General features: G+C 62.6%; 27 protein-coding genes (1 of these 27 only partly in view). 11 read left to right on the top strand and 16 right to left on the bottom strand.

Translation table 11 applies throughout. From position 1 onward, the window contains the following. Nucleotides 1-5: 5 nt before the first annotated feature. Complete coding sequence (locus tag CKO11_RS14310; protein WP_223640178.1) at nucleotides 6-875, top strand: N-formylglutamate amidohydrolase; 870 nt, start codon at nucleotides 6-8, stop codon at nucleotides 873-875. Between the two features lies 1 nt (nucleotide 876). Here CKO11_RS14310 and CKO11_RS14305 read toward each other — a convergent pair whose 3' ends face one another. Beyond that, nucleotides 877-2,154, bottom strand: coding sequence for a DNA polymerase IV (locus tag CKO11_RS14305; protein WP_223640175.1), 1,278 nt, complete (start codon nucleotides 2,152-2,154; stop codon nucleotides 877-879). A gap of 121 nt (nucleotides 2,155-2,275) precedes the next feature. Then, nucleotides 2,276-4,891, bottom strand: a complete 2,616-nt coding sequence (gene clpB / locus CKO11_RS14300) for an ATP-dependent chaperone ClpB (protein ID WP_223640173.1) — start codon at nucleotides 4,889-4,891, stop codon at nucleotides 2,276-2,278. 207 nt (nucleotides 4,892-5,098) lie between these two features. On the opposite strand from clpB, the gene CKO11_RS14295 reads away from it, so the two are divergent. Both CKO11_RS14295 and pyrF read left to right on the top strand, forming a co-directional pair. Next, nucleotides 5,099-5,308, top strand: a complete 210-nt coding sequence (locus CKO11_RS14295; protein WP_223640170.1) for a hypothetical protein — start codon at nucleotides 5,099-5,101, stop codon at nucleotides 5,306-5,308. 111 nt (nucleotides 5,309-5,419) lie between these two features. Further along, nucleotides 5,420-6,124, top strand: a complete 705-nt coding sequence (gene pyrF / locus CKO11_RS14290; RefSeq protein WP_223640167.1) for an orotidine-5'-phosphate decarboxylase — start codon at nucleotides 5,420-5,422, stop codon at nucleotides 6,122-6,124. A 96-nt stretch (nucleotides 6,125-6,220) separates the two neighbouring features. Here the strand turns inward: pyrF and CKO11_RS14285 are convergent, their stop codons facing one another. From CKO11_RS14285 to CKO11_RS14260, 6 genes are all read right to left on the bottom strand, one after another. Then, nucleotides 6,221-6,376: a hypothetical protein gene (locus tag CKO11_RS14285; protein WP_223640164.1), complete on the bottom strand. Its 156-nt coding sequence runs from the start codon at nucleotides 6,374-6,376 to the stop codon at nucleotides 6,221-6,223. An 84-nt stretch (nucleotides 6,377-6,460) separates the two neighbouring features. Further along, entirely contained in the window at nucleotides 6,461-6,733 is a 273-nt protein-coding gene (locus tag CKO11_RS14280; RefSeq protein WP_223640161.1) for an NfeD family protein, read from the bottom strand. After that, nucleotides 6,733-7,578, bottom strand: a complete 846-nt coding sequence (locus CKO11_RS14275) for an SPFH domain-containing protein (RefSeq protein ID WP_223640246.1) — start codon at nucleotides 7,576-7,578, stop codon at nucleotides 6,733-6,735. Before CKO11_RS14275 ends, CKO11_RS14280 begins: the two co-directional genes overlap by 1 nt. Before the next feature lie 111 nt (nucleotides 7,579-7,689). After that, nucleotides 7,690-7,944 (bottom strand): hypothetical protein, encoded by a 255-nt coding sequence (locus CKO11_RS14270; RefSeq protein ID WP_223640158.1) that lies wholly within the window; start codon nucleotides 7,942-7,944, stop codon nucleotides 7,690-7,692. Further along, entirely contained in the window at nucleotides 7,944-8,183 is a 240-nt protein-coding gene (locus CKO11_RS14265; RefSeq protein WP_223640155.1) for a GlsB/YeaQ/YmgE family stress response membrane protein, read from the bottom strand. Before CKO11_RS14265 ends, CKO11_RS14270 begins: the two co-directional genes overlap by 1 nt. 111 nt (nucleotides 8,184-8,294) lie before the next feature. Further along, nucleotides 8,295-9,473, bottom strand: coding sequence for a MalY/PatB family protein (locus tag CKO11_RS14260; protein WP_223640152.1), 1,179 nt, complete (start codon nucleotides 9,471-9,473; stop codon nucleotides 8,295-8,297). A 202-nt stretch (nucleotides 9,474-9,675) separates the two neighbouring features. Here CKO11_RS14260 and def (CKO11_RS14255) point away from each other — a divergent pair, with 202 nt between their 5' ends. From def (CKO11_RS14255) to fmt, 3 genes are read left to right on the top strand one after another with little or no spacing between them, the layout of a single operon-like run. After that, the gene (gene def, locus CKO11_RS14255) at nucleotides 9,676-10,215 is read left to right on the top strand and encodes a peptide deformylase (RefSeq protein WP_223640149.1); all 540 of its coding nucleotides are present in this window, start codon (nucleotides 9,676-9,678) and stop codon (nucleotides 10,213-10,215) included. A 1-nt stretch (nucleotide 10,216) separates the two neighbouring features. Continuing rightward, a complete protein-coding gene (def, locus tag CKO11_RS14250) occupies nucleotides 10,217-10,726 on the top strand; it encodes a peptide deformylase (RefSeq protein WP_223640145.1) in 510 nt (169 codons plus the stop codon). After that, entirely contained in the window at nucleotides 10,726-11,619 is an 894-nt protein-coding gene (gene fmt / locus CKO11_RS14245) for a methionyl-tRNA formyltransferase (protein ID WP_223640142.1), read from the top strand. The genes def (CKO11_RS14250) and fmt overlap by 1 nt, the downstream gene beginning before the upstream one ends. Nucleotides 11,620-11,634: 15 nt before the next feature. Here the strand turns inward: fmt and CKO11_RS14240 are convergent, their stop codons facing one another. Next, nucleotides 11,635-12,003: a hypothetical protein gene (locus CKO11_RS14240; RefSeq protein ID WP_223640139.1), complete on the bottom strand. Its 369-nt coding sequence runs from the start codon at nucleotides 12,001-12,003 to the stop codon at nucleotides 11,635-11,637. A gap of 187 nt (nucleotides 12,004-12,190) precedes the next feature. On the opposite strand from CKO11_RS14240, the gene CKO11_RS14235 reads away from it, so the two are divergent. Then, nucleotides 12,191-13,372 (top strand): lytic murein transglycosylase, encoded by a 1,182-nt coding sequence (locus CKO11_RS14235; protein ID WP_223640136.1) that lies wholly within the window; start codon nucleotides 12,191-12,193, stop codon nucleotides 13,370-13,372. On the opposite strand, the gene CKO11_RS14230 is transcribed toward CKO11_RS14235, so the two are convergent. Together CKO11_RS14230 and CKO11_RS14225 are read right to left on the bottom strand one after the other, a co-directional pair. After that, a complete protein-coding gene (locus CKO11_RS14230) occupies nucleotides 13,373-14,695 on the bottom strand; it encodes an HlyD family type I secretion periplasmic adaptor subunit (protein ID WP_223640243.1) in 1,323 nt (440 codons plus the stop codon). Nucleotides 14,696-14,808: 113 nt separating this feature from the next. Then, nucleotides 14,809-16,545, bottom strand: a complete 1,737-nt coding sequence (locus CKO11_RS14225; RefSeq protein WP_223640133.1) for a type I secretion system permease/ATPase — start codon at nucleotides 16,543-16,545, stop codon at nucleotides 14,809-14,811. 211 nt (nucleotides 16,546-16,756) lie between these two features. Between CKO11_RS14225 and CKO11_RS14220 the strand changes: the two genes are divergently transcribed. Both CKO11_RS14220 and CKO11_RS14215 read left to right on the top strand, forming a co-directional pair. Next, nucleotides 16,757-17,503, top strand: a complete 747-nt coding sequence (locus CKO11_RS14220) for a VacJ family lipoprotein (RefSeq protein ID WP_223640130.1) — start codon at nucleotides 16,757-16,759, stop codon at nucleotides 17,501-17,503. Continuing rightward, nucleotides 17,493-18,098 carry a phospholipid-binding protein MlaC gene (locus CKO11_RS14215; RefSeq protein ID WP_223640126.1) on the top strand — a complete coding sequence of 202 codons (606 nt, stop codon included), beginning with the start codon at nucleotides 17,493-17,495 and terminating at the stop codon, nucleotides 18,096-18,098. The genes CKO11_RS14220 and CKO11_RS14215 overlap by 11 nt, the downstream gene beginning before the upstream one ends. A 53-nt stretch (nucleotides 18,099-18,151) precedes the next feature. On the opposite strand, the gene CKO11_RS14210 is transcribed toward CKO11_RS14215, so the two are convergent. After that, the gene (locus CKO11_RS14210; protein ID WP_223640122.1) at nucleotides 18,152-20,398 is read right to left on the bottom strand and encodes a transglycosylase domain-containing protein; all 2,247 of its coding nucleotides are present in this window, start codon (nucleotides 20,396-20,398) and stop codon (nucleotides 18,152-18,154) included. A 258-nt stretch (nucleotides 20,399-20,656) separates the two neighbouring features. On the opposite strand from CKO11_RS14210, the gene CKO11_RS14205 reads away from it, so the two are divergent. Then, on the top strand, nucleotides 20,657-20,995 hold the full coding sequence (locus CKO11_RS14205) for a P-II family nitrogen regulator (RefSeq protein ID WP_076484511.1): 339 nt from the start codon (nucleotides 20,657-20,659) through the stop codon (nucleotides 20,993-20,995). A gap of 24 nt (nucleotides 20,996-21,019) precedes the next feature. Then, on the top strand, nucleotides 21,020-22,369 hold the full coding sequence (locus CKO11_RS14200) for an ammonium transporter (RefSeq protein WP_223640119.1): 1,350 nt from the start codon (nucleotides 21,020-21,022) through the stop codon (nucleotides 22,367-22,369). Nucleotides 22,370-22,445: 76 nt separating this feature from the next. Here the strand turns inward: CKO11_RS14200 and CKO11_RS14195 are convergent, their stop codons facing one another. The 4 genes from CKO11_RS14195 to CKO11_RS14180 form a co-directional block, all read right to left on the bottom strand. Continuing rightward, nucleotides 22,446-24,005, bottom strand: coding sequence for a DHA2 family efflux MFS transporter permease subunit (locus CKO11_RS14195; RefSeq protein ID WP_223640117.1), 1,560 nt, complete (start codon nucleotides 24,003-24,005; stop codon nucleotides 22,446-22,448). Between the two features lie 3 nt (nucleotides 24,006-24,008). After that, nucleotides 24,009-25,094: an HlyD family secretion protein gene (locus CKO11_RS14190; RefSeq protein WP_223640115.1), complete on the bottom strand. Its 1,086-nt coding sequence runs from the start codon at nucleotides 25,092-25,094 to the stop codon at nucleotides 24,009-24,011. After that, on the bottom strand, nucleotides 25,084-25,542 hold the full coding sequence (locus CKO11_RS14185) for a MarR family winged helix-turn-helix transcriptional regulator (RefSeq protein ID WP_223640113.1): 459 nt from the start codon (nucleotides 25,540-25,542) through the stop codon (nucleotides 25,084-25,086). Before CKO11_RS14185 ends, CKO11_RS14190 begins: the two co-directional genes overlap by 11 nt. Before the next feature lie 123 nt (nucleotides 25,543-25,665). Beyond that, on the bottom strand, nucleotides 25,666-26,766 hold the 3' portion of the coding sequence (locus CKO11_RS14180) for an aromatic amino acid transaminase (RefSeq protein WP_223640111.1). It continues 81 nt past the right edge of the window; 1,101 of the gene's 1,182 nt are visible here — the last part of the coding sequence; its start codon lies off the right edge, out of view; it ends in the stop codon at nucleotides 25,666-25,668.

The raw sequence follows: 26,766 nt of genomic DNA, 5'->3' as shown, positions 1-26,766 counted from the left end.
AGTTCATGCCCGAAGCCGCGCCATCGATTCTGCCCTATCGGCTTCACCTGCCCGAGGTTGTGACCTCGGGGGTGGTCTTTGCCTCGCCGCATTCAGGGCGATTCTACCCGCAGGATTTCGTGCGCGACTCGCAGTTGGACCTGTTGCGGCTACGATCTTCTGAAGATGCCTTTGTCGACAAGCTTCTGAGCGCTGTTCCGGGCCATGGGGGCACGCTGCTGGAGGCCCTATATCCACGTGCTTATGTGGATCTGAACCGGAGCGAAGACGAGCTGGACCCCGCGCTGATCGAGGGGGTGGCGCGCGGCTCGGGCGGTTCGCGCGCGGCGATGGGGCTGGGGGTGATCCCGCGCGTTGTCGCGGGCGGGCGCGAAATTGGCCGGGGCAAGATGCCCCGCACTGCGGCACAATCTCGCATCCGCGCTGTTTGGCGCCCCTATCACGCCCGCTTGCAGGCCCTTCTTGAAGAACGGCGCGATCGATTCGGCCGCACGATTCTGTTTGATGTCCATTCCATGCCCAGCGAAGCGAGCACGCCGCGCCAGCGCTGCGCGGAAATTGTGCTGGGCGACCGGTTCGGCACCTCGGCCAGTGCCGAGACGATGGCGCGCGTCGAATCGGTGTTTCGCCGCGCCGGGTTGACCCTGGCGCGCAACTCCCCTTTTGCCGGGGCTTATATTGTGAGCCGCTACGGGCGCCCTGCCTCGGGAGTCGAGGTGGTGCAGATCGAGATTTCCCGAGCCCTTTATATGGATGAAGAGCAGATCGAACCCCTGCCACAGTTCGAATTGTTTGCAACGTTGATCGGCGCGATCACGGGCGAGTTGTCCGATCTGGTCCGGGCGGAGGACTCGGGCCAACTCGCCGCCGAATGATTTAGTCTTCTGGCGTGTGCTCCTGTGCGAGCCCGCGCCCCAGCCGGATCGCATCTGTGCCAAACCGCGCCCGAATCGCATCGGCGGCCCGTTCCGCCCCGGCGCGCCGTCCCGCCTGCGGGTCCAGCAGATCGCCCAGCGGGTCCTGTCCGAGTGCAGGGTGCAAATCGCTGTAGCCCGCCCCGATCAGCCGAAACGGCCCCGGTTCGGGCAGGGCGGCCAAAAGCGCACGGGTGGCGCGAAACAGCGTGTCGGCCAGTTGCGAAGGTTCATCGAGCCGGGTTTGCCGCGACAGCGCCGAAAAATCCGCCCGGCGCAGCTTCAAAACCGCAGTGCGTCCGGCCAGACCATGCGCCTTCATCCGGTCGGCGGATTTTTCGCACATGCTCCACAAGATATCCTCCAGCCGCTCGCGGTCGGCGATGTCGCGCGCGAAGGTGGTCTCATGCGAAATCGATTTGAGCCCGGCATCGGGGGTGATGGCGCGGTGATCAATGCCATGCGCCAGATCGTAAAGCCGCGCGCCGGTGGCCCCGAACCGCGATTCCAGTGCGCCTTTGCCCGCGCGGCGAATATCGGCCAGTGTGCGCAGCCCCGCGCGGGCCAGTGCCGCGCGTGTGGCCTCGCCAACACCCCATAGAACCGAGGCGGGCTTGTCGTGCAAAAACGCTTCCGTATCCGCGCGCCCAATCACCGAAAAGCCGCGCGGCTTATCTAAGTCCGAGGCGATCTTGGCCAGAAACTTGTTATGCGCGAGCCCCACCGAGGCGGTAACGCCGATCTCTTGCTCGATGTCGCGTACCAGCCGCGCGAGGCTCACCGCTGGCGGCGCATGGTGCAGCCGCCCCGTGCCGGTCAGGTCCAAAAACGCCTCATCCAGCGACAACGGCTCAACCAAGGGCGTCAGCGCGGTGAACTTTGCCCGAATCTGCGCCGAAACCTCGGCATAACGCTCCTTGCGCGGGGCGATCACCACCGCCTCGGGGCACAGCTTGCGGGCCTGAAACATTGGCATGGCCGAGCGCACCCCAGCAATCCGGGCAATGTAGCAGCAGGTGGTGACCACGCCCCGCGTGCCGCCGCCAACGATGATTGGCTTGCCCGCAAGGCTTGGATCATCGCGCTTTTCGACCGAGGCATAGAAACTGTCGCAATCGATATGCGCGATCGACAGCGTGAACAGTTCAGGATGCGACAGGATCCGCGGCCGCCCACAGCGGGGGCAGCGGGGCGGTCGCGTGTCAAAAGTGGCAAGGCAGTCGCGGCACAGGGCGGGCATGATGGCAGCACTTTAGCGGAACCCGTCGGCGCGCGGGAGAGGGCGCAGCCAAATCTGCGCCCTTCAATTTCGGCTAAAATATCCCGGGCGGAAGCGGGGGGCGGTGCCCCCCGCCAAAGGGTCAGTTTAGCACGCGATCTTCCGGCTGGATGCGCTGCGAGGCAGAGACGCGACCGCCCACCACCAGCCCATCGGGCCCGGCGGTAACTTTGACTTCGGCCCCGTCCTTGACCTCGCCAGCCAACAGCAGTTCGGCCAGCGGATCTTGCAGTGCGCGCTGGATTACCCGTTTGAGCGGGCGCGCGCCAAAGACCGGGTCATAGCCTTCATCGGCGAGCCATTTGAGCGCGGGTTCGTCCAACGCGAGTGCGATCTTGCGCCCGACCAGACGTTTTTCGAGCCGTTCAAGCTGGATCGTCACGATGCCGTCCATGTTCTCGCGGCTCAGCCGGTCAAAGATCACCATCTCATCAAGCCGGTTGAGGAATTCGGGGCGGAAATGGGCCCGCACCGCTTCCATCACTTCGGTCTTGGCCTGCGCGGCATCGCCGCCCTCGGGCAAGCGGCTTAGCGCTTGGCTGCCAAGGTTCGAGGTCAACACGATCAGCGTTTGCTTAAAGTCGACCGTGCGGCCCTGGCCATCGGTCAGAACCCCGTCATCCAGCACCTGCAACAGCACGTTGAAGACATCGGGATGGGCCTTTTCCACCTCGTCAAAGAGCACCACCTGATAGGGGCGCCGCCGCACGGCCTCAGTCAGAACCCCGCCTTCGTCATAGCCAACATAGCCCGGAGGCGCGCCGATGAGCCGCGCGACCGAGTGTTTCTCCATGAATTCCGACATGTCGATGCGCACCATCGCGCTGTCATCATCAAAGAGATAATTGGCCACGGCTTTGGTCAGTTCGGTTTTCCCCACGCCCGTCGGGCCAAGGAAGAGGAACGACCCAAGCGGGCGGTTTTCATCGTTTAGACCCGCACGCGCGCGGCGCACGGCATTGGCCACGGCGGTGATGGCGGCATCTTGCCCGATCACCCGCTTGTGGAGTTCTTCCTCCATCTTCAGCAGCTTCTCGCGCTCGCCCTCCAGCATTTTCGAGGTCGGGATGCCGGTCCAGCGTTCCACCACCTCTGCGATCTGCTCGGGGCGCACGGCTTCTTCCACCATCTTGGTTTCGGCTACCGTTTCCGCCTCGGCCAGAAGCTTTTCAAGCTCGGGGATGCGCCCATATTGCAGCTCACCCGCCTTGGCGAAATTGCCTTCGCGTTTGGCATGTTCAAGCTGCACCCGCGCTTGGTCGAGTTGCTCTTTGACCGAGCGCGAGGCTTCCAGCATGTCGCGTTCAGATTGCCACTTGGCCGTCATCGCGGCAGAGCGTTCCTGCACCTCGGCCAAGTCTTTTTCGAGCTTTTCAAGCCGGTCTTTCGAGGCCGCATCTTCTTCGCGCTTGAGCGCCTCGGCCTCGATCTGCATTTGCAAGATCTGCCGATCAAGCGCGTCAAGCTCTTCGGGTTTGCTATCCACTTCCATGCGCAACCGCGAAGAGGCTTCATCGACCAAGTCGATGGCCTTGTCGGGCAAGAACCGGTCGGTGATGTAGCGGTGCGAAAGCGTGGCCGCCGCAACCAAAGCCGAGTCGGAAATCCGCACCCCGTGGTGAAGCTCGTATTTTTCCTTGATGCCGCGCAGGATCGAGATCGTATCCTCGACCGTCGGTTCATTGACCGTCACCGGTTGGAACCGCCGCGCCAAGGCTGCGTCTTTCTCGACATATTTGCGGTATTCATCCAGCGTGGTGGCGCCCACGCAATGCAATTCGCCCCGCGCCAGCGCCGGTTTGATCAGGTTCGCGGCATCCATTGCCCCGTCCGATTTGCCCGCGCCCACAAGCACGTGCATTTCGTCGATGAACAGGATGATCTCGCCCGCCGCGGCCTCGATTTCCTTCAAGATCGCTTTGAGCCGCTCTTCGAACTCGCCACGGTATTTCGCGCCGGCAATCAGCGCTCCCATATCAAGCGCCAGCAGCCGTTTGTTGCGCAGGCTTTCGGGCACGTCGCCATCGATGATGCGCAGCGCCAAACCCTCGGCAATCGCGGTTTTCCCGACGCCGGGTTCGCCGATCAGCACCGGGTTGTTTTTGGTGCGGCGGCTCAGCACCTGCATGGTGCGGCGAATTTCATCATCGCGACCAATGATCGGGTCGATCTTGCCGTCTTCGGCAGCCTGCGTCAGGTCGCGGGCATATTTCTTCAACGCCTCATAGCCATCTTCGGCCGAGGCACTGTCGGCTGTGCGGCCCTTGCGAATATCGTTGATCGCGGTGTTGAGCTTTTGCGCCGTTACCGCGCCCGCATCGAGCGCGTCTTTCGCCTTGGTGTTGACCATGGCCAGCGCCATCAAAATGCGTTCCACCGGAACGAAGCTGTCGCCCGCTTTCTTGGCAAGTTTTTCGGCCTCGTCCAGCACGCGCACGAGGCTTTGCTCGACATAAACCTGCCCATCTCCGCCCGAAACCTTGGGCAGTTTCGAGACATAAACATCCACCGCCTCTTGCACGCGCTTGGGCTCTCCGCCCGCACGGCTGATCAGGTTGGCCGACAGCCCCTGATCGTCATCCATGAGCGCTTTCAGCAAATGCTCGGGCAGCACACGTTGGTGGCCTTCGCGCATCGCAATCGTTTGCGCGGCTTGCAGGAACCCGCGCGACCGTTCCGTGAACTTCTCCATGTTCATCGGTTCTCTCCTCTTTGAAGCCCCCGGCTCTTGCGGCGCCCGTCATGGCACGCCCCGGTTCCGGGTCTTGATCAAAAAGTGGTTGCGGCGCCCCCCCCGTTCAAGAGGCACGATCGGCAGGCAATCTTTTTTTCACCTTTGGCGCGCGTGGAAACCTTTTGCCAACCTTGTGCGTTGATGCTGGAGGCCGGAAATGGAGGTCCGACCATGAGCCACGCCACCGCCGTGCGCATTGCACAATTGATTTACAATGCCGCGCTTCGCCAGTTTGAGGCGGTCGTCGAGTTCTTTGCGCCCGGTATGCCGCAGCCCTTGCGGGTGCCAGTGCGTGTGCGGGCCCGCCCAGACATGGGGCATTCCCGTTTGGTGCATGTTCTCACGCGCGAGGCGCAGCGGCGCGGGATCGACCGGTTCTGATCTGACTGGGTTGGGATTCGCCGCCCTGACTTCGTTGACCGGAGATTTCCTTGACCGGATCGGGGATCGGGGGCAGAACCGCGCCGACTATCCTTTTCCCCGGAGATCGTGATGACCCTGCCCGCCGATGACCGCCTGATCGTAGCGATGGATGTGCCCAATGCGATTGCCGGGCTAGAGCTTGCGGCGACGCTGGGCGATTCCGTCAGTTTCTACAAGATCGGGCTTGGCATGTTGACGGGCGGCGGTTTGGCGCTGGCCAATGAGCTCAAATCCGAGCAGGGCAAGAAGATCTTCCTCGACATGAAATTGTTCGACATCGGTGCCACGGTTGAGGCGGCGGTGCGGGGCCTTGCGCAGTTCGATCTGGATTTTCTCACCGTGCATGGCGATCCCTATGTGGTCAAAGCCGCCAAGGAAGGTGCGGCGGGTAAACCGCTCAAGATCCTTGCTGTCACGATCCTGACCTCGCTCGACCGCGCCGATCTGGATGGCGCGTTGATCCGTGACGGCGATCTGGCCGATCTGGTGGTGGAACGTGCAGGCAATGCCTTTGCCGCCGGGGCCGATGGGGTGATTGCCAGCCCGCGCGAGGCGGCTCTGATCCGTGCTTTGCCCGAGGCCGTAGGCAAGCTGATTGTCACGCCCGGTGTTCGCCCCGCAGGCGCGGCGCTGGGCGATCAAAAGCGGGTGGAAACGCCGGCGGCGGCGCTAAGCGCTGGGGCCGACCATTTGGTGGTTGGTCGTCCGATTTGGCAGGCCGAAGATCCGCGCGCGGCGGCGCAGGCGATCTTGCAAGAAATCGCGGCGATCTGAGCCGAAACCAAGGGCCAGAAATAAAACAAGGGCTAGAAATACGCGCGGCGGCCCTTGGGCCGCCGTAATCCGCTATGCCGTCATTTGCGGCGGTGGTCAGTACCCGGTCGATGCCTCGGCGGCGCCGGCGCCGTGGCCCAGCCCCATCGGTTGCGCGACCGACAGCCAGACCACCAGCCCCACGAGACAAACGATCGTACTCGTGAGGAAGAACTTGAGGCCCTCGGCCTCGCGCGGGAAGTCGTCATACATGGCTGCGCTCCTCTCTATAGTGCGTCTCTACGCCGCATGCGGCGTTGCGTCCAGTCTCACATGCAGAAACTTGCAGTTTTCGGGTCAGTTTTCGTTGATATCGCGATCCCAGATGCGGGTTTGGCCTGGTCGAACCCCCGCAACCTTGCGCATCGCGAACCAAACGCCGAGCGCCGCTAGCGCCAACACCAAAATGGCCAGCGGAAGTGAGTCGCCCAAGAGCCCGATCCACAAAAGCCCGCCCACCAAAATTGCCCCGGCGGCGAAGCCCAGCAAGATGAAACCGGGCAGGACCATTTCCAGCGCGCCCAAAAACAAGCCCACCACAACCCAGATCCACGGATCTTTCCAAGACATCACGACCGCCCTTTCAAAAGCTTGAACGCCTCGCCAAAGGCCTCGACGGCAGAGGCAGGCAGGATCACGGTTTGCTTGCCCTCGCCCCCGGCGACCTGCGCCAGCGCCTCCACTTGTTTCAAGGCCACCTGATATTGCGCCGCCTCGATGCCGTTTTTGGCGATCGCTTCGGCGATAACCGTGGTGGCAAAGGCTTCGGCTTCGGCGGTGATGCGCTTGGCTTTGGCTTGCTGCTGGGCGGCGTAAAGGTCAGCATCGGCGGCCAGTTCAACGGCCCGTTTTTGGCCTTCGGCCTCGGTCACCTGTGCACGGCGGGCGCGTTCGGCATTGAGCTGTTGCAGCATCGCAGCGCGGGTCGCCTCGTCCAAATTCACATCCAGAATTTCGGCGCGGGTGACCTCGATCCCCCAGTCATCCACGACATTCGCCACGTTGTCGCGGATATGCGCGATCAAACCGGCACGGTTCGATTGCACCGTATCCAGTTCCATTTGTCCGATCTGCGACCGCACGATGCCCGCCACCGTGGTCGCAATCGCGGCATCGATATCGCGGATGCGGTAAACTGTGCGCTCTGGCTCGATCACCCGGTAAAAGACCGAGGTATCGACCTGCACCAGCACGTTGTCGGCTGTGATCGCATCTTGGCGGGAGGTGGGCAGTTGCCGCTCCAGCACCGAGACTTTATGCGCGACCTTGTCGAGGAAGGGGACAATGAAATTGATCCCCGGCCCCAGCACCGCGCGCAAGCGGCCAAAGCGTTCGACGACATGCTTTTCCGATTGCGGCACGATCCGCACGCCCAGAAAGATCGACAAAATCACAAAGGCGGCAAGCGCAAGCATTATCGCATTGCCCCCAATCAGGGACGGGTCGGGCAGCAAATTATCTGGGTTCAAAGCGTCATCTCCTTATGCCGCAAACCGGACAGGCGGATCATAGCAGGAAAAATGGCCTTACTGTGTCGGTTGTGTTGCCGGTTCTGCAGGCGCTGTTTCGGTCGGGGTGGCCAAGGCCGCTTCAGAGGGCAGGGCCAGTGGCAGATCCGCAGGGGCGCCATCATCGGGCAGTAGTTTGACCCCCACCAAAATCGCCACCACCACCACGGCCCAGCCACCGGGGCGCGACATCAGCCAAATACCGATCCCCAGAAGCGCCAGCCCCATCCGCAGCGACGCCATGCCCGCATAGCCGATCAACGGTCCCCACATCAGCGTTTCCCCCCATAGGTTTGCCACGCCCAGATCAACGCCATCGCGCCCAGAACCGCGCCGACCAGCCCGGCCATCAGCCCCATGACGGCAATCAACAGCCGCAGCACCAGCCCGCCGATCAGCGCCCCAAAAACGCCGATCGCGATGGTGGTGGGAATATCGGCATCGATCTTCATCAGCCGCGTGGCCAAAAAGCCCGCGGCAATCCCAATCAAAATAAAGCCGATGATGGGCATGGGCGGCTCCTTTGCTCGCCAGACCAAGACCCTTTCAATATGGGAAGGGGCGCAGGTAAAGAAAAGCCCCGGCGCGGGGGCCGGGGCAGGTTGCCGCTTCTGTGGCGGCGGTTATTGCAGATCGGCGAAGGCGGCGGCAAGGCGCTGTGCGGCCTCTTCCACCCGCGCGCGCGGCGAGGCGAGGTTGAAGCGCAGAAAGCTTTCGCCCCCCAGCCCGAAGGTCTTGCCGTGGTTCGCGGCAATTTTCGCGCCCTTTTCCACGCGGGCGATGAATTCCTCTGCTGCCATGCCGGTGCCGGAAAAATCCACCCATGCCAGATAGGTGGATTGCAGATCCATCGATTTCAGCCCCGGGATCGCGTTCACCGTCGCGTCAAACACCTTTCGGTTGCCGTCAAGATAGGCCACCAGCGCATCGACCCAAGCCGCGCCTTCGGGCGAATAGGCGGCGGTCGACATGGCCAGACCGAAGCTGTTGGCCGAAATCCCCATCGCGGCCATTGATGCCGCGAATTTTGCGCGCAGATCGGGGTCTGCGATGATCACATTGCCCGAATGCCCGCCCGCGATGTTGAAGGTCTTCGAGGTCGCCGTCATCATCACCACCGGCTGATCGGGTGCGGCCACGGTCATCGGAATGTGCTTGTGACCGGGCATCACAAGGTCATGGTGGATTTCATCCGATACCAGCACAAGGTTGTGACGCTTGGCAAAGGCGGCGGTGGCTTCCAATTCTGCCTTGGTCCAGACGCGGCCACCGGGGTTATGCGGCGAGCAAAGGATCAGCATCTTGGCAGAGCCATCCATCTGCGCATCCCACGCGTCAAAATCCATCTCATAGCGGCCCTCGACCTGCTTGAGCGGGCATTCCACGACCTTGCGCCCCGAGGCACGGATCACTCGGGCAAAGGCGTGATAGACTGGCGTCATCAGCACCACGCCATCGCCCGGCTGGGTGAAGGCGTTCAGACAAAGCGCGGTGCCGTTCACCAGGCCATGGGTGGTGAATATCCATTCGGGCTGCACCTGCCAGCCATGCCGGTTCTCCATCCACCACTGAATCGCGGCGTGATAGGCGCGGTTGTCGCCCCAATAGCCAAAGACGCCCTGAGATAGCATGGCTCGCAGCGCGTCGGACACCACTTGCGGCGGGCGGAAGTCCATATCCGCCACCCACATCGAGATCCCCTCTTGCGGCGCGACGCCATAGATTTCTTCCATGCAGTCCCATTTCACAGAATGGGTGCCGATGCGGTCGATGACTTCGTCGAAGTCGGGAAGGGTCGTCATGCCGGGCTCCTGAGGGTTGTCTTTTGGGGCGCTGTTCCAGATATGCCTGATAAACTGGTCTAGCGTTCTGGTGAAGATCGGAAAACTGGAACGTTATCCCATATTGGGGCGGATTTAGAGAACGGGGCTGCGCGCATAGGTCGCCGCCGCGCGCCGGGGCGTGCGTATTGCGCGCGCGCGGGCCATGGCTTAGATCAGTTCCATGACGCTGAAAACCATCCTTTTGCACCCCGACCCGCGGCTCAAGAAGCATTGCGATCCCGTCGCCACGATTGACGACGAGATCCGGCAATTGGCCGATGACATGCTTGAAACCATGTATGACGCCCCCGGCGTGGGCCTTGCGGGGCCGCAAGTGGGCGTTCTCAAGCGCATCTTCGTGATGGATTGCGCCAAGGATAAGCTGGGCATTCCCGAACCGATGGTGATGGTGAACCCGGAAATCACTTGGGTCTCCGAAGACAAGAACGTGCATGAAGAGGGCTGTCTGTCGCTGCCCGAGCAATATGCCGAGGTCACCCGCCCGAAAGAGGTGCGGATGAAATGGCTTGGCCTTGATGGCCAAATGCACGAAGAGCAGTTTGACAGCCTGTGGGCGACCTGCGCCCAGCATGAGCTGGATCACCTTGATGGCAAACTGTTCATTGACCATCTGGGCCCGCTGAAGCGGCAGATGATCACCCGCAAGCTGGAAAAGTGGAAGCGCGAGAAAGCCCGCGAAGCCAAGAGCAGCTGGAGCTGACATGGCGGTTCGCCCGTTTATCCGCTACGACGACAAGCGCCTGCACACGCCCGCCGAGCCCGTTGAGGCGATCACCGAAACGGTGCGGATGATCTGGGACGACATGATCGACACGATGGAAGCCATGCCCGGGCAGGGTGTGGGTTTGGCCGCGCCGCAAATCGGCATCATGTTGCGGCTGGCCGTCGTTGATGCGTCTGAGGCGCGCGGCCAAGTGGTGCGGATGGCAAACCCCGAGGTGCTGCATGCCTCGGTGCAATTGCGCAAGCATGAAGAGGGCAGCCCGAACCTGCCGGGCGTCTGGGCGCCGGTGGAGCGCCCGCGCGCGGTGACGGTGCGCTTCCTCAATGATCAAGGCGAGATGGAAGACCGCGATTTCGTCGGTCTTTGGGCCACCTCGGTGCAGCACCAAATCGACCACCTGAACGGCAAGACCTATGTCGACCACCTCAGCGCGCTTAAGCGCAAGATGCTGGTGGCGAAATCGGCCAAATACGCAAAGAAAGCCTGATGCGCGTCATTTTCATGGGAACGCCCGATTTTTCGGTCCCGGTGCTTGAGGCGCTGGCCAAGACCCATGAGGTTGTGGCCGTTTACACCCAGCCGCCGCGGCCCGCGGGGCGGGGCAAGGCGCTGCGCCCCTCGCCGGTGCAGGCAAAGGCAGAGGCTCTGGGGCTAGAGGTGCGCCACCCGGTCAATTTCAAAGCGGCCGAGGATCGCGCGGCCGTGGCCGCGCTGGGTGCGGATATCGCCGTGGTGGTGGCCTATGGGCTTTTGCTGCCGCAAGCGGTTCTGGATGGCCCGAAGCAAGGCTGTTTGAACATTCACGCGTCACTTTTGCCGCGCTGGCGCGGGGCGGCGCCGATCCACCGTGCGGTGATGGCGGGCGATGCCGAGACGGGCGTTTGCATCATGCAGATGGAAGCGGGGCTCGATACCGGGCCGGTGCTGCTGCGCGAATCGCTTGAAATCGGCGCGACCGAGACGACGGGCGAAGTGCATGACCGGCTGAGCGCCATGGGGGCGCGGTTGATTTTGGACGCCTTGGAGCGTTTGCCGGAGCTTACGCCCGAGGTGCAGCCCGAAGAGGGTGTCACCTATGCGTCCAAGATCGACAAAGCCGAGGCGCAGGTAGATTGGGCCCGGCCCGCGGCCGAGGTTGTGCGTCATATCAACGGCCTGTCGCCCTTTCCGGGCGCATGGTGCCTTGTGGGGGAAGAGCGGGTGAAGCTTTTGCGCGCCGAACTCGGCGCGGGCACCGCCGCTGCGGGAACGGTTTTGGACGGGTTTGAGATTGCCTGTGCATCAGGATCGGTGCGCGTGCTGCAAGCGCAGCGCGCGGGCAAAAAGCCGATGACGGCGGTCGAGGTGCTTAAGGGCTTGCGCTTGCCCGACCGCCTGTAATCTGGGGCAGGGCTGTCAGATCGGCGGCAGATAGCCCAAAGCCGCACCGTTTGCCCCGCCATCGCGCACGAAATCAAGCGCGGGGCCAAAGCGCACCGGCGTTTCGCGCTTGGTGGTGCAGATCAGCTCCGGCCCTTCGACCTCGGCTGCCATGATCAGCGCGGTGGCGACATGCTTGTCGCCTTCATAGAAATCGACATGGCCGCGCAGATGCGCCACATCTGATGCATCCAGCGAAAAACCGCCCGCCCAGCGGCGCAGCACGGGCCAGACCTTCCCAGCGGCATGCACGGAAAGGCGCGCAGGGCGACGGCTTTCCCTATGGCTCAGTTGATGGCTCACTTGGCGCAGGCCAGCGGCGACATCGTTCGGTAAGAACTCCATCTCTTTCTCCCAATAAGGGCGACCCCTCCCAAGGTGCTCCTACGCTAAGATTGTGACATCTTGTCTAACAATCAAGTTAATCGTTGGGTAAAGCGGCCCGCATTTTTGGGCCGGCGTCGCCCCCGTGCAACGGCGGTTGCCCGGACCGGCGCCTGCGGCTAGCTTGCTGAAAACGCCGGAGGATACGATGCGTTCTTTTCGACCTGTCCCTTTTCTTTATGCCCTTTGCCTGTCCGTGACGCTGCCGCTTGCCGCTCAGGCGCAATGCGGGGGGAGTTTTTCTGCCTTTGTCGCCGGGCTAAAAACCGAGGTGCAGCGTCACGGATTGTCGGCCGCACAGGCCGATGGCTTTTTTCGCGGGGTGCAGCAAAACGCGCGTGTGCTAAGGGCAGACCGGGCGCAGGGCGTGTTCCGGATGGACTTTCTGGATTTTCAGGCGCGGGTGATTTCGCAAAATCGCTTGACCACCGGCGCGCAGCGGGCGCGGAAATATGATGCGATCCTTGACCGGGTTGAACGCGATTACGGTGTGTCGCGCGGGGTGCTTTTGGCCTTTTGGGGGTTAGAGACCGATTTCGGCCAAGTGCAGGGCGATTTCAACACGCGCGACGCGCTGGTGACCTTGGCGCATGATTGCCGCCGCCCAGATCTGTTTCGCCCGCAGGTGATCGCGGCGGCGGAACTTTATAAGCGCGGGGATTTCGATCCGGCGCGCACCGTCGGGGCTTGGGCGGGTGAGGTCGGGCAGGTGCAGATGCTGCCCGATGACATCTTGCGCAACGGGGTCGATGGCGACGGCGACGGCCATGTGGACCTAAAGGGGTCGAGTGCCGATGCGCTGATGTCGGGGGCGAAGATGATCGCGGGCATGGGCTGGCGGCGCGGTGAGCCCTGGCTGCAAGAAGTCACCGTGCCCGCCGAGATGGATTGGTCGAAGACCGGCTTGAACCGCTCGCTTTCCACGGCGCAATGGGCGCGGATGGGGGTCACGCCGCGCTCGGGGGCCTTTGCCGGGGCGCAAGGCTCGGTGCTTTTGCCAATGGGCCGCAAGGGACCGGCCTTCATCGCCTATCCGAATTTCAAAGTGCTGTTCGAGTGGAACAAGAGCTTTGTCTATGTGACCACCGCGGCCTATTTCGCCACCCGGCTGGAGGGGGCGCCGCGGCTCAACCCGCAAGCGCCCGAACCGGGGCTGAGCGTGGCGCAGATGAAGACGCTGCAACAAAAACTGCGCGCGCAGGGCATGGATGTGGGGCCGATCGACGGGATCTTGGGGGCCAAGACCCGCGAAGCGGTGCAGACCGTGCAAAAGCGCCTTGGCCTGCCCGCAGATGCTTGGCCGACTGTGGCGCTTTTAAACCGGCTTTGATCACTCTTCGCGGAAGGCGCGGGTGAAGTAATCGGTGAACGGCTTGGTCAGATAGGCCAGCGGGCTGCGTTCGGCGGTGCGGATGAATGCATCTGCGGGCATGCCGGGCAGCAATTCGAGCGCGCCCAGCTTCGCCTGTTCTTCTGGGTCGATACGCACCTCCACCCGGAAATAGGTGGCCCGTGTCGCCTCATCCATTAGCGCATCGGCAGAGATTCGGCTGACCTGGCCGCGCAATTCGGGCGTGGTGCGGCTGGCAAAGGCCGGAAAGCGTAAGGTCACTGGCTGGCCTACGGTGATTTCATCGATATGGATCGGAGAGGCTTTGACCGCCACCACCAAGGGCCGGTCTTGCGGGATGATATAAAGCACCGGATCGGCGGCACGGATCACCGCGCGCGGCGTTGTCACGGCCAGCGCATAGACCCGCCCCGTGACAGGGGCGCGCAATTCAAGCCGGTCAATCTGTTCGGTCAGCGCGCGGCGCCGCTCTGCCAGTTCCAACTCCCGATAGCCAATGTTGCGCAATTCGGTTTCGGCATCCTCGCGGCGCTGCGAGGCAAGACGCAGCGCTTCTAGCTCCAATTCGGTGATCCGGCCTTCGGCCTGCGCCTTTTCGGCAATCAGCGCGCCGACCCGCCCGGCCAAGTTGGCCGCTTCGCGTTCAAGCGCCAGAACCCGGCTGGCTTGCGCCAGCCCCTTTTCCAAAAGGCCGCGCTGATCGGCCAATTCGCGTTCGATCAGGTCTTGCTGAGATTGCAGCGCGTCGCGTTGTGCTTCGATCCCCGCGATTTGCGCCTCGGTCTGTTCGCTGCGCTTGGCCACCTGCTCAAGCGACTTTTGCAGCGTTTCCAGCCGCGCGGTGAACAACCGGCTTTGGCCTTCGACCAGTTCGGCCACATCGGGGTTGCGCGCCGCTTCTTCCATCAATTCGGGGTCAAAGGAAATCTCCTGCGCGTCCACGCGCTCGGCCTCAAGCCGGCCGCGTCGGGCCAGAAGTTCGAAGAATTGCCCTTCGACGATGGCGCGTTCCGATTGGGCCAAATCGCCGTCGAGGCGGATCAGCAATTGCCCGGCGGTGACGGTATCGCCCTCTTGGACATCGATTTCCGCGACCACCCCTCCTTCGGGATGCTGCACCACCTGCCGGTTCTGATCGACCTCGACCTGCCCGCTGGCCACCACCGCGCCCGAGATCGACGAGAACACCGACCAAGCGCCGAAACCGCCCACCAAGACCGCAAGGGTCAGGAAACCAAGTATCAAGGCATTTCGCGGCGACAAGCCTGCAACGGCGGCAGGCGTTGCCGTATCGGGCGCCATTTGGGGGGGCGTGGCGGCTTTGGGCGGGGCCTTGTCGGGGCGGACGGGGATCGCCTTGCGCACCAGTTCCGCCGGTGTGGTTTGCGGGCCGTTGTCTTTGTTTTTCGGATCGGTCATGCCACACCTCCGGGGCCAGCTTGGCGGGTGATGTCGGCGGCATTTTGCACCATCGCCTTAAGCACCTCTTCGCGGGGGCCAAAGGCGCGCCGCACCCCATTATTGAGCACCAAAAGCGTTTCGCATTCTGCAATCGCTGCCGGACGGTGCGCCATGATCAGGACCGCGCCGCCCGCCGCTTTCATGCCGCGCACCGCGATATTGAGCGCTTGGCTCCCTTCATTGTCCAGATTGGCATTGGGTTCATCGAGCACCAAAAGCACCGGGTTGCCATAAAGCGCGCGCGCCAGTCCGACGCGCTGGATTTGCCCGCCGGACAAGCGGCCGCCCGCTTGGCTCACCTTGGTGTCATAGCCGTCGGGCAACTCAAGGATCAGCTTGTGCGCAGCGGCGCGTTTTGCGGCTTCGACCACCATTTCCGGGTCGGGAACCTCTGACAGTCGGGCGATGTTTTCCGCGATTGTGCCATCAAACAGCGTCACCCGTTGCGGCAGATAGCCAACCAATTGGCCCAACGCATCGGGGTCGTATTGATCCAGCGTCGCCCCATCCAGCCGCAGGCTTCCATTGGCGGGCCGCCACACGCCGCAGATCGCGCGGGCAAGGGTGGATTTTCCCGCGCCCGAAGGGCCGATCACACCAAGCGCTTGGCCGGGGGTGATTTGAAAGGAGACCGCGCGCAGCGATGGGCTTTGCGTGCCCGGCGGCACCACGGTAAGCGATTGGGCCTCCAAATGGGCGCGGGGGCGGGGCAGGGCAGTGCGCGCGGCTTCGCGCGGCATCGAGCTGAGCAACGCCGCCAGCCGCCCCCAGCCTTGGCGTGCGCGCACCACGATCGGCCAGCCGTTCACCGCCAGTTCGACCGGGGCGAGCGCGCGGCCCATCAGGATCGAGCCTGCGATCATCGCGCCGGGGGTCAGTTCGCCCTGCAAGACGATATAGGCGCCAAGCGCAAGGATGGCCGACTGCAAGAAAATCCGGAACGTCTTGGTGAAGGTGGCGAAGCCGCCGCCCAGATCGGTGGCGCCGAGCATCGCCTCGGCGGCCCGTGCGCGCGTGCCGCGCCAGCGCCGGAATGCGGCGGATCGCATGCCGAGCGCTTGGATCAATTCCGCTTCATCGCGCAATTGGTCCGACATGCGTTCCGACAGGATCTGTGCCCCGGTGGCGGTTTGCAGCGGGCGCGCGGTGACATACTGGTTAAGCACGGTCACCGCGATCAAAAAGGCCCCGCCGCACAGGGCCAATATGCCCAAAAGTGGATGGAAGATGAAAATCGCCGACAGGAAGATCGGCACCCACGGCAGGTCGAAAAGTGCCAAGAATACCGGGGCGGACAACAGCTTGTTGACCGAATCCAGATCGCGTAGCGCGGCAGTGGCCAGCGTATCATCTGGGGCCAGCGCATTGCGGCGCAGCGCGGCTTCGAACACGCGCGCTTCCAGTGTGGCTTGCACCCGCGCGCCAATCCGTGCCGTGACCCGCGCCCGGGCATGGTCCAAAAGCCCCATCGCGGTAAACAGGAATAAGACCAACAAGAAAAGCGCGGTCAGCGTTTCCACCGACCGCGCGCCCAGCACCCGATCATAGACCTGTAGCATAAACAACGGCCCGGTCAGCATCAGCAGGTTCACAAATACCGAAAACAGCCCAACCGCCCAGAAAAGCTGCCGATTGGCGACGCGTGCGGCACGCAATTCGGCTTTGCCGGCCGCCAGTTCATCTCGTTTCATTCCGTCGTCTCCGCCGGCTCGCCATACATTTGGGCGATTCACCGCCCGCGATCACTCAAACGTAAAAAGGTTAAGGCCTCACGGCCAGAAAATCGCCGGCAGCGCCTTGTTTCCGCGGCGCCGCCTCCTTATTCCTTGTGGAGGGTTTTGCCCAAAAATGGAAGCTTATCACCTGCCTTGCGTGTTGATGCAAATGGCAGCGGGGGGTTGAATGCGCAAAATTTCCGGTATCGGCCTTGTTGCGGCGCTTGTTTTGGCGGGATGTGGCGGTGGTCCGCAGGTGCAAGACCGCGACGCGATCAATGACCCCTATGAGGCGCAAAACCGCCAAGTTCATGCCTTCAACAAAGGTTTCGACCGGATGTTCTTCAAGGCGCGCGAGGGGCAGCCGCGCAGCCGCGACACCGTTCTGACGCGCACGGTCGGCAATGCCGGGTCTAACCTTGGCCTGCCGGGCAAGGTGGTAAACTCGCTTTTGCAGGGCCGCCCGGAACCGGCGATCAAGAACAGCTTCCGCTTTGTGATCAACACCACTTTGGGGATCGGCGGCATCTTCGATCCGGCGGGGTCCTCTTTCTCGTTGCCGGAAACGGATACCGATTTTGGCGAAACGCTGGCGGTCTGGGGCGCGAAAGAAGGGCCGTTTATGGAACTGCCGTTTTTTGGCCCCTCGACAGAGCGCGATGCCTTTGGCCGGGTGGTCGACATGGCGATGAACCCGGTAGGCAAGGTCTTGTCGGGGAACGATGCGACGGCGGCCACCGTGCTGCAATTCGGCGGCAAGATCGCCAAGCGCAAGCGGTTCGGCGAGACCGTCGAATCGGTCTATTATGACAGTGCCGACAGCTATGCGCAGGAGCGCTTGCTGTATTTGCAAATGCGCCGTCACCAATTGGCGGACGAGGAGACCAATGATGAAGAAGCCTGGGACCCTTATGAAGACCCCTATGCGCAGTGATCGTCGCCAATTGATCCTTGGTGCCGGGGCAACGGTTCTGACCGTTGGGGTTTTGGGCCCGCAACCGGCGCTGGCGCTGAATGATGCGCAGGCGCGCGCGTTGATTTCGCGCGCGGTGAATGACGTCAACGCCGCGATCGATTCAGGCCGCACTGGCCCCGCGCTTTACGCCCAGTTCGAGGCGATCTTCACCAAATATGCCGATGTGCCGACGATCGCGCGCTCGGCGCTGGGTGTGGCTTCGCGCCGGGCCTCGTCCGCGCAGATGGCGGCCTTCACCACGGCGTTCCGGGGCTATATCTCGCGCAAATATGGGCAGCGGTTCCGTGAATTCATTGGCGCGCGGTTCGAGGTCGAGGGCGCGCGCAAGGTGAAAACCTTTTACGAGGTGAAAACCGTGGCGCATCTGCGCGGACAGGCCCCGTTCGAGGCGCTGTGGCATGTGTCGGATCGGTCCGGCAAGAACCTGTTCTTCAACATCATCATCGAGGGTGTGAACATGCTGGCGGCCGAGCGCACCGAGCTTGGCGCGATGCTGGATGCAAGACGCGGCAATCTTGATGCGCTGATCGCGGATTTGAAACGGGCCAGTTGAGCGGCTGCGCTTGTGTTGAAACCGAAAACGCGGCCCTAGGGCCGCGTTTTGTATTAGTAAAGTCCGCGCAACAAGGAGTTGATCGCCTCGCCTAGGCTTTGCGGTTGCGGCTCTGGCTGCGGCGCCCGTGGCCCGCCCGGGCGTATCAGCTCGCCATTGACCACCGGCACGCCGCCCTCGGGGATCGGATCGCCGGAGGACCAGACCTGACCGGGATAGCTGTTGCCATTGGCGCCCGGATAGGGGCCGCGCCATTCCTCGGGCTGGGCCATCGGCAGCGGATGGGCCGGTTGGGTCGCCGAAATCCGCGCCATAACCTCATGCCAGATTTCCGCTGGCAGCCCGCCGCCGGTCACGCCGGTTAGCGGTTTGTTGTTGTCGTAGCCCATCCAGACGCCTGCCACATAATCGGCGGTGAAGCCGATGAACCAAGCATCGCGGGCCGCTTGCGTGGTGCCGGTCTTGCCCGCGGCTTCCACCCCATCGATCTTGGCGCGCTGGCCGGTGCCCTGTTCGACCCCTTGGTGCATCATCCAAATCAATTCGCGCGCGGCCTTTTCGGAAATAACCCGCTCGCCCATGCCGCCACCGGCGCCGAAAAGCGGCTCCTGATCGCCGCGCAGCCGCAGGTCGGTCAGCCCATAGGGCCGCACCGAAGACCCGCCATTGAGAATCCCGGCAAAGGCCCCGGTCATTTCCAGAAGTGTCGATTCCGACACGCCCAGCACCACTGCTGGCCCCTCGGCCAGTTTTGAGGCAAAGCCGAAATCTGTTGCGGCGCGGCGCACCGCGTCAAAGCCCACGGCCTGCCCCACCCGCACGGTGGCGGTGTTGATCGATTTCGCCAGCGCCATCCATAGCGGAATCGGACCAAGATAACCGCCGCCATAGTTCTTGGGGGACCACGGGCCCGAGCCCGGCACATTGATGGTCAGCGGCGCATCTTCCACGATCGTGTCGGGCGTCCAGCCAAGATCCAGCGCCACGGCATAGACAAAGGGTTTGAAGGTCGAGCCGGTCTGGCGGCGGGCCTGCGTGGCGCGGTTGAATGCGCCCGAGACCTTGGAGGCACGCCCGCCCACCATCGCGCGCACCGCCCCATCGGACGACATCACCACAATCGCCGCCTCGGCTTCAGACCCCTCTTTGACCTTGGTTTCGAAAATCTCGCTCAGGGCCTCTTCCGCCGCCTTTTGGAACCGCTGGTCAAGCGTCGTGCGGATGATCACATCCTCGGTCGTGTCGCGCGACAGGAAATCGGGAATGCTGTCCATCACCCAATCTGCGAAATAGCCGCCTGCGCGCGCCTGCGCCGCTTGCGACAGCGTGGCCGGATTATCGCGGGCGGTCTGCCATTCGGCATCGCTCAGATAGCCTTGGTCATGCATCAGCGCGAGCACCATGCCCGCGCGCTCTTGCGAGCGTTTCAGATTGGTCGTGGGCGCATAGGTCGAGGGCGCCTTCAAAAGCCCTGCCAACATCGCTGCCTGCTGGGCGTTCACATTTGCGGCCGAAATCCCGAAATAGCGCTGTGCGGCGGCTTCGAACCCGCGTGCGCCCGCCCCCAGATAGGCGCGGTTGAGGTAGATCGTCAGGATTTCATCCTTGGTGTATTTGAACTCCATCGCAAGGGCATAGGGAATTTCCTTGATCTTGCGGGTGATCCCGCCAGAGCGACAGTCGCGTTCATAATCCGCCTCGGTCTTCCAGCGGTTGGAATCGTAAGGCACGCCAAGGCACAAAAGTTTCGCCACCTGCTGCGTGATGGTGGAGCCGCCATTGCCCGACAACGGGCCGCGCCCTTCGGACAGGTTGATCTTGATCGCAGAGGCAATCCCGCGCGGCGACACGCCGAAATGGCGATAGAAGCGTCGGTCCTCGGTGGCGATCACGGCGTTTTTCAAGAACGGCGACACGCTTCCGGCGGTGGTTTGCCCACCAAAGGTTTCGCCGCGCCAGGCAAACACCTTGCCCTCGCGGTCAAGCATCGTCACCGAGCCGCGGTTGCGGCCATCCAGAAGTGCCGTGTAATCGGGCAGTTGCGCGTAAAAATAGAAGGTCGCGAGGCCAAGGATCAGCATCACCACCGCGCCAGAGCGCCAAGTGAACCCCCAGATGATGCGCCACACAAAGCCGAAAAGCGCAACGATCAGCCCTGAAATGGCACCGCGCCCTTGCGGTTTGCGCGGCGGTTTCGCCTTGCGGGCCGGGGCGGATTTCGCCTTCGGCTTTGGGGCTGTTTTCGAGGAATATCGCTTGTCTGCCACCAACGGCCTGCGCCGCCCGCCTGTTCCCGCCATTGTCGATCCGTGCTCGTTGTTTGGCGCAACTTACACCGCCCGCTCGGCCATTTCGAGCCACAAGGCTTCACGATTCGGTTTTTCAAAAGCTCAAAAATTACGCACTGCGCACAAATTGTGCGTTTTGGGCCTTGAATCGGATTTGCCGCGCCTAGGGAAGCGGCAGCCATCCTTGTGCCTGCGCGCCCTTCCAAGCCTTCTACGGCAGTGCGGTGCCTCCGGGCATCGGTGAGTGCTGACAATAGGAAGGGACATCCAGTGAAACTCATCATTGCAGCAATCAAGCCGTTCAAGCTCGAGGAGGTGCGCGAAGCGCTCACCGCCATCGGCGTGCGCGGCATGATGGTGACGGAAATTAAGGGCTTCGGCGCACAGTCGGGCCACACGGAAATTTATCGCGGTGCCGAATATGCCGTGAACTTTGTGCCGAAGGTGAAACTCGAAATCGTCGTGGCCGATGGGCTTGCCGATGAAGTGGTCGAGACGATCCTGAAAGCCGCCAAGACCGACAAAATCGGCGACGGCAAAATCTTCGTGCTCGACGTCAATCAGGCCGTGCGGGTTCGTACCGCCGAAGCCGGCGACGACGCGCTCTAAGCAAGCTCAGGGGGACCAGAGACAATGAAAAACCTTGCAAAAATTTCGGGCCTCTCGGCGGCGCTTTCCGCGCTGGCGCTGCCCGCCTTCGCTCAGGAAGCGACTGAAGTCGTTGCCGAAGTCGTTGAAGCTGCCGGCCCGATCGTCGACAAGGGCGACGTGGCGTGGATGATGACCGCGACGCTGCTCGTGCTGTTCATGATCATCCCGGGCCTGGCGCTGTTCTACGGCGGCCTCGTGCGCACCAAGAACATGCTTTCGGTGCTGATGCAGACCACGATGATCACCTCGGTGGTGATGATAGTCTGGGTTCTGTGGGGCTACTCGTTCGCGTTCGGCGGCGGCACCTCGCCGTTCTGGGGCGGCCTTGGCAAACTCTTCCTGTCGGGCGTGACGCCGGATTCGACCGCGGCCACCTTCACCGACGGCATCGAGATCCCGGAATATCTGTTCATCGCCTTCCAGATGACCTTCGCGGCGATCACCCCGGCCCTTTACGTGGGTGCCTTTGCTGAGCGCGTGAAATTCTCGGCTGTGCTGCTGTTCACCGTGCTTTGGGTGACCGTTGTCTACTTCCCGATCGCCCACATGGTGTGGGATGGCGCTGGCCTGATCTTCAACTGGGGCGCTGTTGACTTCGCTGGCGGCACCGTTGTGCACATCAACGCTGGTATCACCGCTCTGGTCTTCGCTCTCGTGATCGGCCCCCGTCTGGGCTACGGCAAAGAGAACATGGCCCCCCACTCGATGACGCTGACCATGGTCGGTGCCGCGATGCTGTGGGTTGGTTGGTTCGGCTTCAACGCTGGTTCGAACCTCGAAGCCACTTCGGGCGCCACCCTCGCGATGATCAACACCTTCGTTTGCACCGCCGCCGCTGTGGTGAGCTGGGCCGCCGTTGAAGCGATCTTCCGTGGCAAAGCCTCGGGTCTGGGCGCTGCTTCGGGTATGGTCGCTGGTCTTGTTGCCATCACCCCGGCTTGCGGCACCTCGGGTCCGGTTGGCTCGATCGTGCTTGGCTTGCTCGTCTCGCCGATCTGCTACTTCTTCGTCACGAAAGTGAAGTCGATGATGAAATACGACGACAGCCTTGACGTCTTCGGCGTGCACGGCATCGGCGGTATCGTCGGCGCGATCATGACCGGCGTGCTGATGGCCCCGGCCTTCGGTGGCGTGGGCGACGCGGACTTCTCGATCGCTTCGCAAGTCTTCATCCAGCTCAAGTCGGTCATCCTGACCATCGTCTGGGCGGGTGTGGGTTCGCTGATCCTGCTCTACATCGTCAAGGCCATCACCGGCCTGCGTGTGGCTGCGGATGACGAGCGTCAAGGTCTTGACCTCACGACCCACGGCGAAAGCGCCTACCACTCGTAAGAGTGATGGTCCGAACACTGAAAGGCCCGGGGAAACCCGGGCCTTTTGCTTTGCGCCATTGCCTATGGTGAATTGCTCAATCCGCTGCTGGTGGCCCGCTTGGCGGGGCGGCGGTCGGCTTGCGCAAAAGCACGGCCAAGGGAATGGCGGCCAGCGTGACCCACATCAGCGCCTTGAAATCATCGACATAGGAAATCATTGAGGCTTGCGCGGTGACGGATTGGTTCATCACTGTCCAGAATGCACCCTCGCCATAGGTCATCTGCATCGAGCGCATCAGCGCGCCAAGTTGCCCGCTCATCCGCGCGGCGAATTCTGGGTCAAGTAGTGAGATATTGGGCACAAGCTCGGTGTGGTTGATCTGGATATTGCGGGTCAGCAAAAGCGTCACGATTGAAATCCCGATCGACGAGCCGATGTTGCGCACAAGGCTGAAAAGCGCCGTGGCATCGCCGCGATAGCGCGGCGCAATGGTGGCAAAAGCTACGGTCGATAGCGGCACGAACACCAGGCCGAGCCCAAGCCCCTGAACAAAGCCCGAAACGATGATCGGTGTGGCGTTCATCTGTGGGCCAAAGCCGGTCATGATGTGCAGCGACCAAGCGGTGAGCAAAAGCCCCGTGACCACAAGTTTGCGCGCATCGACGACGCGCAGCAATTTGCCCGCCGCAATCATCGTGATCATCGTGCCCATGCCGCGCGGCGCCATCACCACGCCGGTGGTAACGATCGGGTAGCCGAACAAGCCCGACAACATCGGCGGCAACAGCGCGAGCGAGGCGAGCAAGATGATCCCGACCAAGAAGATGAACACCAGCCCGGTGGCAAAGTTGCGGTCGGCAAACATCGCCGGTTCAAGGAACGGGTGTTCGGTCCCCAGGATCCAGATGATGAAGACCCAAAAGCCGCAAAGCGACACCGCCAGCTCGATCCAGATTTCGGCGGCGTTGAACCAGTCCACCTCGCCGCCGCGATCCAGCATCAATTGCAGCGCGCCGACGCCCACGGCCAAGGCGGCAAAGCCGATAAAGTCGAACTGGCGAATACGCCGCGCCATATGCGGCAGGTAGGCCGCACAGCCGAGCAGCGCAATCGCGCCCAAGGGCACGTTGATATAAAAGACCCAGCGCCAGTTGATCGTGTCGGTCAGATAGCCGCCAAGTGTGGGGCCGATGATTGGTCCGACCATGATCCCCGCGCCCCAAATCGCCATGGCCTGGCCATGCTTTTCGCGCGGGTTGATATCCAGCAAGAAGGTTTGGCTGAGCGGGACGATGGCGGCGCCAAAGACCCCTTGGGCGAGCCGAAACAGCACCATGGTTTCAAGGCTCCACGCGATGCCGCATAGCATTGAGGCGGCGACAAAGCCAACGATCGAGCCGATGAAAACTTCCTTGCGGCCAAAGCGTTCGGAAAACCAGCCGGTCAGCGGCGTGGCGATGGCGGCGGCGACAATATAGGAGGTCAGCACCCAGTTGATTGTATCGCGCGAGGCGCCCAGATCGGCGCGCATCGCGGGCAGGGCCACATTGGCGATCGTGGTGTCGAGCACTTGCATGATCGTGGCCAACATCAAAGAGGCGGTGATCAGCCCCTTATGCGGCACATCGTGGTGTCCCTCGGCAGGCGCGGTCATGGCTTATTCCCCGGTTGCGGCCTGCGCTTGATTGGCCTCCAGCCCCATCACGAGGGCATCGAGATGCGTCCGCGCCTTGGTGTCGACCGTGACCGAGGCCGAAAGCCCGGTGCGCAGCCCGTCCAGATCGCTGCCCGGCACAAGGCGCAGCGTCACCGGCACGCGCTGGGTGACCTTGACCCAGTTGCCGGTGGCGTTTTGCGCGGGCAGGATCGAAAATTCGGCCCCGGTTCCTGCGCCCACAGCAACCAGCACGGCGTCATAGTCGCGGCCCGGGAAAGTGTCGAACTCGACCGTCGCCTTTTGACCGGGGGCCATATTGCCGATCTGGGTTTCTTTGAAATTCGCCTCGATCCAAGTGTCGCCGGTTTCCACCAGCGAGAACAAAGACGCCCCGGCGGTCACGAACTGCCCCGCCTTAAAGCTTCCGGCCTTGTAGACCACACCAGCTGCGGGCGCGGTCACGGTGGTTTGGCTCAAGTCATAGGCGGCTTTGTCGCGGGCCACGAGCGCGGCTTGCACGGTTGGATGTTCGTCTGTTTTCACTTCCGGGTTGCCGCCCAAAGCGGCCAGCGCAGCGGCGACGTTTTGTTTGGCTGCCGCCAGCGTTTCAAGCGCGGAACTGGCATCGTGCCGCGCCGCATCCAGCGCCGATTGCGTGCCCGCCCCGCGCGTGGTGATTTTCTGTTGGCGCTCCAGCTCGGCTTGCAGATAGTCGGCGTTGTCTTGCGCCACCTTTTCTTGCGCAACCGCCGCCGCCCATGCCGCGCGCAACTGTTCAACCCCAAGCCGGGCTTGGGCCAAGGCCGCCTCTGCCTGTGCAAGCGCGAGTTCGTAGGGTTGCGGGTCGACGCGGAACAGCGGCGCGCCCGCTTTCACCACCGCATTGTCGGTGATGAACACCTCTGTCACGCGGCCCGAAAGTTGCGAGGCGACAGAGATCCGCGCCTGTTGCACGGCGGCGTTTTCGGTCGTTTCATAGCGGCCCGAATCGAGCCAAACCCAAAGCCCTACGCCGACCAGCACAAGCGGCAACGCGGCCATCAGAAGTTTGTTGGGTTTCTTTTTCGTCGGCGTTTCACTGGTCATGGTCGGTCTCGGTAGGGCTGGAGAGGTTGGCAATAATTTGGCGCAAAGCGCCCATGAGCGTGTCTGTGGTGGCAGGGCTGAGCCCGGTCAGCGCATCGGCATAGATCGTTTCCGCGATCTGCTTGACCTCGCTGATGACGGCACGGGTTTTGTCTGTGGCATGAACGATGCGAATGCGCCGGTCGTTCGGGTCGGGGTGGCGTTCGACCCAGCCCGCCTCTTGCATCCGGTCGACAAGACGGCTGAGCGAGATCGGCTCGATCTCTAAAAATTCCGCCAGCCGTGCCTGTGGCAGGGGACCGCGCCGCATCAGATTGACGAGCAGCCGCCATTGCGCCGAGGTCAGGCCCAATTCGGCGGCGCGCAATTCAAACCGGCGCCGCAGCAGCCGCGTCGCATCATGCATCAGAAAGCCGAGGCTTTCGGGGGGAATTTCGCAATCGGTCATCTCTACCCTCAATAAGGTAAGCGGGTATATGATAAGCGTGCTTATGAAATCAAGGTTCCCGTCGCGTCAAAAGAAAAGGGCGGCCCCGAAGGGCCGCCCCTGTCACGATGTTGTGTGCGGCGCTTAGACGCCCGCGTCGATGATCGCACGCGCCAGAAGCGGCACAGTCTTGGTGTTTAGCCCCGCGATATTGAGCCGCGAGTCGCCCACCATATAGATCGCATTATTCTCGCGCATCTTCGCCACCGCTTCGGGGCTGGCCCCCAGCCGTGAGAACATGCCGCGATGATGGGCGATGAAGTCGAACCGGTCCGAGTTGGACAATTGGCGCAACTCCGACGCAAGTTGTTCGCGCAGCCCCAGCATGCCGGTGCGCACCTCTTCCAATTCGGCCATCCAATCGGCTTTCAGCGTCGGATCGGTCAGCACCATGGTCACCAGCCGCGCGCCGTGATCAGGGGCAAAGGAATAGGTCTGGCGGTTCAGATAGGCCAGGGTGCCCTGCGTCACCTCTTTGCTGGCGGCATCGCTCAGCACCATCAGGCAGCCGGTGCGTTCGCGGTAGATGCCGAAGTTCTTCGAGCAAGACGCCGCGATCATCACTTCGGGCAGACGCGACGCGATCAAGCGGGCGCCCGCAGCGTCGTCTTCCAGCCCATCGCCAAAGCCTTGATAGGCCAAATCGATCATCGGCACCGCGCCTTTGGACACCAGCAGGTCCGCCACCGCGCCCCATTGCTCCAGCGTCAGGTTCGCGCCGGTCGGGTTGTGGCAGCAGCCGTGCAACAACACCAGATCGCCCGCCTTCACCGCTTGCAGGTCTTCCATCATCGCGTCAAAGGCCACCGCGCGGGCGTCATTGTCGAAATAACGGTAGAGTTTGTAATCTTGCTTCATGAACGCAAGGATCGACAGGTGGTTGGGCCAGGTCGGGTCCGAAACCCAGACCGTCATATCCGGGTGGGCCATCCGCGCCAGTTCAAACGCCTGACGGCACGCGCCGGTGCCGCCGACGGTCGCCAGACAAGACAGGCGATCCGCCGGATAGCCCGCGCCCAGTACCATTTCTGCCATCGCCGCGTGAAAGGCCGGTTCGCCCGCCAGCGCGGTATAGCTTTTCGAGGTCTCGGCCTCCCAAAGCTGTTTTTCGGCAGCCTTGATCGCGCGCATAACCGGGGTCTGACCTTCGGCGTTTTTGTACACACCCACGCCAAGGTCGATCTT

The organism is Rhodobacter sp. TJ_12 (assembly GCF_020023995.1).
In the GTDB taxonomy this organism is placed as follows: domain Bacteria; phylum Pseudomonadota; class Alphaproteobacteria; order Rhodobacterales; family Rhodobacteraceae; genus Rhodobacter.
The sequence above is the reverse complement of the archived record's forward strand: the minus strand, read 5'-3'. Positions and strand labels throughout refer to the sequence as shown.